General features: G+C 66.7%; 8 protein-coding genes, 1 tRNA gene and 1 pseudogene. 2 read left to right on the forward strand and 8 right to left on the reverse strand.

What is annotated here, in order from left to right; translation table 11 throughout:
- Nucleotides 1-143 (reverse strand): annotated as a pseudogene (locus G6034_RS20035) (IS1380 family transposase); the annotation flags it as partial.
- Between the two features lie 204 nt (nucleotides 144-347).
- Between G6034_RS20035 and G6034_RS19130 the strand changes: the two are divergent.
- Nucleotides 348-494 (forward strand): hypothetical protein, encoded by a 147-nt coding sequence (locus G6034_RS19130; RefSeq protein ID WP_176636692.1) that lies wholly within the window; start codon nucleotides 348-350, stop codon nucleotides 492-494.
- Here G6034_RS19130 and G6034_RS19135 read toward each other — a convergent pair.
- The 3 genes from G6034_RS19135 to G6034_RS19145 form a co-directional block, all read right to left on the reverse strand.
- Nucleotides 491-1,798: an MFS transporter gene (locus G6034_RS19135; RefSeq protein ID WP_343038168.1), complete on the reverse strand. Its 1,308-nt coding sequence runs from the start codon at nucleotides 1,796-1,798 to the stop codon at nucleotides 491-493. The two genes, G6034_RS19130 and G6034_RS19135, sit on opposite strands and share 4 nt — an antisense overlap.
- A gap of 186 nt (nucleotides 1,799-1,984) precedes the next feature.
- Nucleotides 1,985-2,785: an IclR family transcriptional regulator gene (locus tag G6034_RS19140; protein ID WP_176636693.1), complete on the reverse strand. Its 801-nt coding sequence runs from the start codon at nucleotides 2,783-2,785 to the stop codon at nucleotides 1,985-1,987.
- Between the two features lie 437 nt (nucleotides 2,786-3,222).
- A complete protein-coding gene (locus tag G6034_RS19145) occupies nucleotides 3,223-3,513 on the reverse strand; it encodes a hypothetical protein (protein WP_246296370.1) in 291 nt (96 codons plus the stop codon).
- Nucleotides 3,514-4,034: 521 nt separating this feature from the next.
- Between G6034_RS19145 and G6034_RS19150 the strand changes: the two genes are divergently transcribed.
- Nucleotides 4,035-4,256: a hypothetical protein gene (locus G6034_RS19150; protein ID WP_176636695.1), complete on the forward strand. Its 222-nt coding sequence runs from the start codon at nucleotides 4,035-4,037 to the stop codon at nucleotides 4,254-4,256.
- A 94-nt stretch (nucleotides 4,257-4,350) separates the two neighbouring features.
- Here G6034_RS19150 and G6034_RS19155 read toward each other — a convergent pair.
- The 4 genes from G6034_RS19155 to G6034_RS19170 all read right to left on the reverse strand — a co-directional run bounded on the left by G6034_RS19155 (nucleotide 4,351) and on the right by G6034_RS19170 (nucleotide 6,434).
- A tRNA-Val gene (locus tag G6034_RS19155) sits at nucleotides 4,351-4,423 on the reverse strand.
- Between the two features lie 54 nt (nucleotides 4,424-4,477).
- On the reverse strand, nucleotides 4,478-5,536 hold the full coding sequence (locus G6034_RS19160; protein ID WP_425485548.1) for an NAD-dependent protein deacetylase: 1,059 nt from the start codon (nucleotides 5,534-5,536) through the stop codon (nucleotides 4,478-4,480).
- 2 nt (nucleotides 5,537-5,538) lie between these two features.
- On the reverse strand, nucleotides 5,539-6,015 hold the full coding sequence (locus tag G6034_RS19165) for a peroxiredoxin (protein ID WP_176636696.1): 477 nt from the start codon (nucleotides 6,013-6,015) through the stop codon (nucleotides 5,539-5,541).
- The gene (locus G6034_RS19170) at nucleotides 6,015-6,434 is read right to left on the reverse strand and encodes a DUF3052 family protein (protein WP_176636697.1); all 420 of its coding nucleotides are present in this window, start codon (nucleotides 6,432-6,434) and stop codon (nucleotides 6,015-6,017) included. Before G6034_RS19170 ends, G6034_RS19165 begins: the two co-directional genes overlap by 1 nt.
- Nucleotides 6,435-6,803: the final 369 nt, after the last annotated feature.

The following is a 6,803-nucleotide window of genomic DNA, read 5'->3' on the forward strand; positions in this document are numbered from 1 at the left end:
GGGATGCTCAGCCATTCATCAGCCAGCGCATGCAGACCCGCATTCTCCGCCAGGCGCATCACCGGAACCAGGCCCGTGGGAGACACAAGATTTTCCTCATCAAAAGAAACTGACAAGGCCGCTACGGTATGGGAAACTTTCATCTACGAGATGTCCTTCGTTTTCGTGAAAACTGTTCTGTGGTAAGTCCAATTTTCCCCTAACGACGGGCATTTCGAGTTTAAAACGCCGCAGCAACACCAAACTTCTTCGGTGGATCAAGGCTAAGCCGCCCGCTGGCTGAAATTGCTGCGGGGCCGCGCACAGCGTCCCCAACATGGCTGAATGGCCACCAGGGGAGCTTCCGGATGGAGGCTCCCCTGTTTGCCGTCCTGTTCCGCGCGGCCGCCGGAACGCGCGGCCTGGCGGAACGCGCGGCCGGCGTCGTGCGCGGAAGGGCGGTTAAACGCCAAGCGGCGCCCACCAAGGCAGGCGCCGCCGGCAAGGAAAGCTAGGCGTCTTCGGCCAGCAGCAGGTCGCGGCCCACGGTTTCCGGGGTGAAGAAGGTGGTGGCGAAGGAAATCCCCGCCAGCACCAGCGAGTAGCCGGCCAGCACCATCCAGGACTGGTGGGTGACGGCCAGCAGCAGGCCGCCCACGAACGGGGCGATGCCGCCGGCAAACACGGCCGAGATTTCCCGGCTCATGGCCACGCCGGTGAAGCGGTGGGTGGAGCCGAACAGCTCGGGCAGCAGGGCGCACTGCGGGCCAAGCATGGACTGCACGCCGAGCGCAATGCCGATGCTCATGACAATCCAGACCAGGGTCACGTTGCCCAGGGAGATCAGGTAGAACGCCGGGAAGGCGAAGAGCAGCTGGAAAAGTGCACCGTAGCGGTAGACCTTGACGCGGCCGACGCGGTCCGAGAGGGCACCGAAGGCGACCACCATGATGGCGGAGAACCCTGCGGCGATCAGCAGCCCGATGGGGCCGATGAACTTGTCACCTTCAAACACGCCACCCTTGGCCGCCATGAAGCCAACCAAAAGCGTTGAGTAGATGGTGGAGTTGCCGTTCTCGCCCATCCGAAGGCCCATGCCGATCAGCACGTTCTTCTTGGAGGAGCGCCACAGCACGCCCACCGGGTTCTTGGTGACACTCTTGTGCTTCTCCAGCTCCTGGAAGACGGGGGTTTCCTTCAGCTTCAGGCGGATGTAGATGGCAATGGCGATGAGGATGATGCTGGCCAGGAACGGCACGCGCCACAACCAGCCGGTGAGTACTTCCGGATGGGCCAGGCCCATGAGGGCGAAGGTGCCGGCGCCCAGCAGCGTGCCCACCTGGATGCCCACAAACGGCAGTGCCGCGAAGAAGCCGCGGCGCTTGCGCGGGGCCACCTCGGAGATCAGGGTCGTGGCGCCCGCCTGTTCGGCTCCGGCTCCCAGCCCCTGGATGATGCGCAGGACCACGAGCAGCACGGCGCCCAGCATGCCGGCCTGCGCGTGCGTGGGCAGCAGCCCAATGCAGAACGACGCCGTCCCCATCAGTCCGATGGTCAGCAGCAGCACCTGCTTGCGGCCGAAGCGGTCCCCGATGTAGCCAAAGATCAGGCCGCCGAAGGGGCGGGCGGCGAAGCCGACGCCGTAGGTGGCAAAGGAGGCGATCAGGGCGCCGGAGGGGCCCAGCGGGGAAAAGAACAGCGGGCCGAAGATCAGGGCGGTGGCCAGGCCGTAAATGTAGAAGTCGTAATATTCCAGGGCCGAGCCCACGGAGCTGGCGAGCGTGGCCCGGCGGAGCTGCTGCGGGTCGACGGGGACGATGTCCCGCTCCGTGGCGGCGGACAGGCCCGCTGAAGGTAATGGCTGTGTAGTCACTGGTTCTCCCTTGAAACATCCCGAACCATCGTTGGTCCCGGAAATGCGACGCTGACCATGAGGTCGATCACTATGTTGAACAGCGTACATCATAGTGAACGAGTCGCCTAGGGCAATTTGTCAGCCGCGCCGCTACCCCATGGGGTTGCCGAGCGTCCGCACCAGCTCCCGCAGCTCTCCGACCATGCGGTCGCGCTGGCCATCCGAGAAGGTGGCCTTCAGCGCCGTCACGGAAACGCCCAGGCTCGGACCGTGCGCCCCGCGCGTGGGCACAGCCATGCCAAGGCACACCACGCCCAGCGTGGATTCCTCGTCCTCGAAGGCGTACCCCTGCGTCCGGATCTGGATGATTTCATCCTTCAGCGCCCGTCCCGTCTTCAGGGACTTGGGCGTCATGACCGGCAGCTTCAGCTTGTCCGGGAAGAGCTGCTCCAGGTCATGGTCGTGCAGCCGGGCAACCAGCGCCTTACCGACAGCACAGACCGAGACCGGCATCTTGTCGCCGATGTTGGACGTGAGCCGGACGGCCGGGTGCCCTTCATAGCGGGCCAGGTAGATGATGTTTTCGCCGTCCAGCATGGCGATGCGCACCGTCTCGCCCTTGAGTGTGGGCGCCTGCTCGCAAAAGCGGTAGAACTCGCGGACCTCGTCGCGGCGGCTCAGGTACGCGGCGCCTAGTTCCACCAGCTTCACGCCCAGGGCATAGTCGGCGCCGAGCCGGGTGATCAGCTCCGTGTCCTCGAGGGCCTGCAGGAGATTGGAGGTGGACGACTTTGGAATGCCCAGTTCCCGGGCCAGGTCGCTGAGCGTCAGCCGGCCGGAATCGGACGCCGCCAGGGCATCGAGAACCGCCGCCGCCCTCGTGACCGCCGGGGCGGGCGAGGAGTGGCCGCGGGCGTCACTGGCCCGCTTCGTGGCCTGAATTTCCGTCATGCGATTCCTAACCACCGTAAGGGACCGGGCCCTCAGCCTGCGTCCCGATGCGTACAGCAACGATGCGTACAGCAACGACGAGTCGTCCACTGCAATGAACACTTACCATCATACTGTCCACCTCAAGAGGTAGAACGTCCGGTGTTGTGCGGAGGCGCCAATGGTTGTATATTCGATGTCAGGCCTTCCACTGTGGCGTCCCCCAATAGCCACAGTGGAAGGTCGCTCACCTTAAGTCGAGGCGACGGCCCGCAACGCCCAAATCGCCCGCATATGACTGCCGCTGGCGCCCCAATTTGCATCGGCAGCCGGCAGCCGTTATATTTTTGTTACTGGCTCCTCTCCACAGCGTCCCCCAATAGCTGTGGCGAGGAGCCTTTCAGTTTAAGCGCGGCCTGCCCAATCAGTGCGTCCTTCCGCGCCTCAGGCGGCGGGCCTCAGGCGGCGCGCCTCAGGCGCCAGCCGCCTCCCGTGGGATCGCGTTCCAGGTCCATGGTGGCCAGGTCGCTGCGCGGATTGCGCCCCAGCCTTGCCTGCACCCGCCACACCTCCACGTCGATGCGGCCCTGCCCCCGGGGCATGCGCCGCTGCAGCTCCCACCAGTTGGTCCTCTCGAACCAGCGCAAGGCCCCCTCCGCCACCACCCACTCGCGCCCGGCCCGCTCCACCACGACGGGCTCGCCGGACGGTGCAGTGCGGACCAGGACATGCTCACTTGTTGACTCCATGCCCGCAACGTTACGGACGGGGACTGACATCCGAGCCTCTGCCCGCACGGGCCAACATTGGCGGCCGTGCCGGACCATCCATTGCCAGCCCCGAACCGAGGCGGTAGTGTCGAATCTGTTGGTTTCTTGGGCTGGGGCAAGACTAGAGGGATTCCCGTTCGGGACGTCCCGGAGAATAAGGGCCAACAGACCCAGGGTCCCGTCATCGCAGCAATGCGCTGACGGGACCCTTCCCTTTCCGGCCCGTCCGCCCGCCGCCGTGTCTCGCCGTGGAGGTCCCCACCCTCCAAGCCACGACACCCCAACGGTACGGCGCCTCCCAAGGCACGACGCGGGACCGGCGCGGAGCGCTTCCCCCGCCCCTTTGCGCGTCGCGCCGTCGCGGCGCCGTTTGGGCGCGGTTTGGACCGGCGCCGCCTCGGTCCATGCCTGCGGCTGTCAGCGTTCATGCGACATCTTTCGGGCGGGCTCGCAGCTTGATGCCATAGTCTCTTGCCACGATGGAAGAAAGAGGATCGGACATGGGGTTTACCTTGCCCTTGGCGGCGCGGACGGGCGACAAACTCTGGGACCTGGAGCTGTTCGCCCAGGAACTGACGCATCTGGGCGAAGCCGGCGGCGGGCGGCCGCCCGCGGACCTCTCGCACACGGCGGGCGTCATCGGCAACGAGATACTGGACATACTCAGGGGCAGGCAACGCTCCGGCCGGCTCGATTTTGGCCCGGCCGCCCCCGCGGACTGACGGCACCATGGATTGAGGGGACCACACCCGGGCGGCGCTGAAAAACCCCGCCCATCCGGGCCTTTCGGCCGCGGATGGGCGGGGTTTTTGGGGGTGGGTCCTACCGGGATCGAACCGATGACATCCACGGTGTAAACGTGGCGCTCTACCAGCTGAGCTAAAGACCCATTTCACTGTCCAAACGAACGGGTTGAGCACCCGTTGCCCCGGCCAACGAGAGACTACTGTACCCGATCGCCCGCCCCGGGCGCCACTTCCTGATCCAACCGCCGCCGCAGGTACCCCAGGGATTCGCTGACGCCCGCCTCCAGCTTCACGTCCGCCAGGCCGTCGCCCCGCGTGGCGCCGCGATTGATGATCATCACCGGCTTGCCGTCCCTGGCCGCCTTGCGCACGAACCGCAGCCCGCTCATGACGGTCAGCGAGGAACCGGCCACCAGGAGCGACGTGGCGGAGTCGACCATCGCGTAGGCCCGCTCCACCCGCTGCTTGGGCACGTTTTCGCCGAAGAACACGAAGTCGGGCTTGAGCATGCCACCGCACAGCGGGCAGCGGGCCACCCGAAAGCCGCCAATCAGCTGCTCGTGGTCCAGTTCGGCGTCCGCGTCCGGCCCCGCCGCCGCTCCCCCGGCGGCCGCCACAGCATCCAGAAAGCCGGGGTTGAGCTCGGCCAGGACGACGGCGATGAAGGCGCGCGTGTACACCTCGCCGCACTGCAGGCACACCACCGCGTCAAAGCGTCCGTGCAGGTCCACCACGTTGACGGCCCCCGCGTCCTCGTGCAGCCGGTCGACGTTTTGGGTCACGACGCCGGTCAGGTGGCCGGCCGACTCCATGGCCGCCACGGCGCGGTGGCCCGCGTTCGGAACGGCATGGTGCATGGTGGCCCAGCCGATGTGGTTGCGCGCCCAGTAGCGCCGGCGCAGGGGTTCCGAACCCACAAATTCCTGGTACGTCAGGGGCTGTCGCGGGGCGGCACCCGGGCCGCGGTAGTCGGGTATGCCCGAATCCGTGCTCAGGCCTGCACCGGTAAGGAGGGAAAACCTGCCGGCGGACAGCACCGGAACCATCTCGTCCAGGGCGGCCCGGACGTCCGTGTCAAGCATGCCGCCACCCTGCGAGGCCGCGCCGTCCGACGCGGCGGCGTCGGCGTGTGCGGCTGGCCCGGCCGACGCGGCGGCACCCGCGCGTGCGCCCAGCCCGTTCTGCGCGAACCGGTTCTGCGTGAGCCCGGTCAGCCCGATGCCGGGCCGGACGGGATCGTCGCGCCCGGCGTCCATGGCTACAGGGCCGCCAGCGCCTGGCGGTACCGTTCCAGCGGGCGGGCCTGTCCGGAGGCCGTGCTGAACGCGTCCCGGACCGTGCCGGCGGCATCGATCACGATGGTGGTGCGGCGGGCCATGCCGCGTTCGGGGTCGAAGGCGCCGTAGGAATGGGCCACCTGCCCGTGCGGCCAAAAGTCAGCCAGCAGGTCAAAGTCGTAGCCTTCGGCGGCGGCGTAGGCCCGCAGGGTGTATTTGCTGTCCACCGACACGGCCAGCAGCCGCACGTCCGCAGCGGCAAACTCGGCGAAGTTGTCGCGCAGCTCGCACAGCTCCCCGGTGCAGATGCGGGAGAAGGCAAAGGGATAAAACACCACTGCCACGGGCGATCCGCGCAGCCCGGAAAGGGTCACCGGCTCGCCAAACTGGTTTGGCAGGGAAAAGTCGGGCGCCGTGTCCCCGGCGCGAACGCCCCGGCGGGTGCCGGCGTCGTCCATTACTGGCGCTTGCGCGGAACCAGACGGGTGGCGGCCCAGTCCGTGGACACTCCGGCGGTGGTGGTCACGTGCAGCCCGGCCGTGGGCGCCGCCTCCTGGATTTCCGCCGGCGGCACATAGCCGTCCCGGCCCGACTTGGGCGAGAGGATCCACACGACGCCGCCCTCGTCGAGGGTGGTCAATGAATCGACCAGGGCGTCGACGAGGTCCCCGTCGTCCTGCCGCCACCACATGATGACCGCATCAGCCACGTCGTGGTCGTCCTCGTCAAGCATCTGCGAACCAATGAGTTCCTCAATGCTGTCCCGTAGGTCAAGGTCAACGTCGTCGTCATATCCGAGTTCCTGGATGAGATCCCCATCCTTGAACCCCAATTTGCCTGCCACCTTGGCTACAGTGCCGGCGTCGGCCTCGCTCACGTGATTCCTCCTGCGTTCAACGCTTCCGCGCTGGATTAAAAGTTGTACATGAACCAGTCTAGGGGCTGCGTCCATTTTGCCTCTACTCCTGGGTGCGATTCGGGGAGGCGGTGCCGGCTCCGCTGCCCGCGGCGCACCGAAGCGGGTGTGATTTGCGTTACCCCGGATCCGGCGCGCGCCCCATGCGGCGGGCCTTTCGCGGCATGCCGCCAAGGTGGGCGTACGACGCCGGTCCCCGCCGTTCCGCTTCATCCCGCGCCCCCAGCTACGCACAAGCGGGAACCGCGGTCTAGAGTGTTGGTAAACGCCCAGTGCCACCGCAATGGGCACCCCCACACTGCTTTTAAGAGAGGTTGGACGTGGCTGCAG

Origin of the sequence: Arthrobacter wenxiniae (assembly GCF_013376105.1) — a bacterium.
Classification (GTDB): domain Bacteria; phylum Actinomycetota; class Actinomycetes; order Actinomycetales; family Micrococcaceae; genus Specibacter; species Specibacter wenxiniae.

Coding starts and splice junctions, on each gene's coding strand:
- G6034_RS19130 (WP_176636692.1), top strand. CDS start 348: ATGGAGGCTCCCCTGTTTGCCGTCCTGTTCCGCGCGGCCGCCGGAACG.
- G6034_RS19140 (WP_176636693.1), bottom strand. CDS start 2,785: ATGACGGAAATTCAGGCCACGAAGCGGGCCAGTGACGCCCGCGGCCAC.
- G6034_RS19145 (WP_246296370.1), bottom strand. CDS start 3,513: ATGGAGTCAACAAGTGAGCATGTCCTGGTCCGCACTGCACCGTCCGGC.
- G6034_RS19150 (WP_176636695.1), top strand. CDS start 4,035: ATGGGGTTTACCTTGCCCTTGGCGGCGCGGACGGGCGACAAACTCTGG.
- G6034_RS19160 (WP_425485548.1), bottom strand. CDS start 5,536: ATGGACGCCGGGCGCGACGATCCCGTCCGGCCCGGCATCGGGCTGACC.
- G6034_RS19165 (WP_176636696.1), bottom strand. CDS start 6,015: ATGGACGACGCCGGCACCCGCCGGGGCGTTCGCGCCGGGGACACGGCG.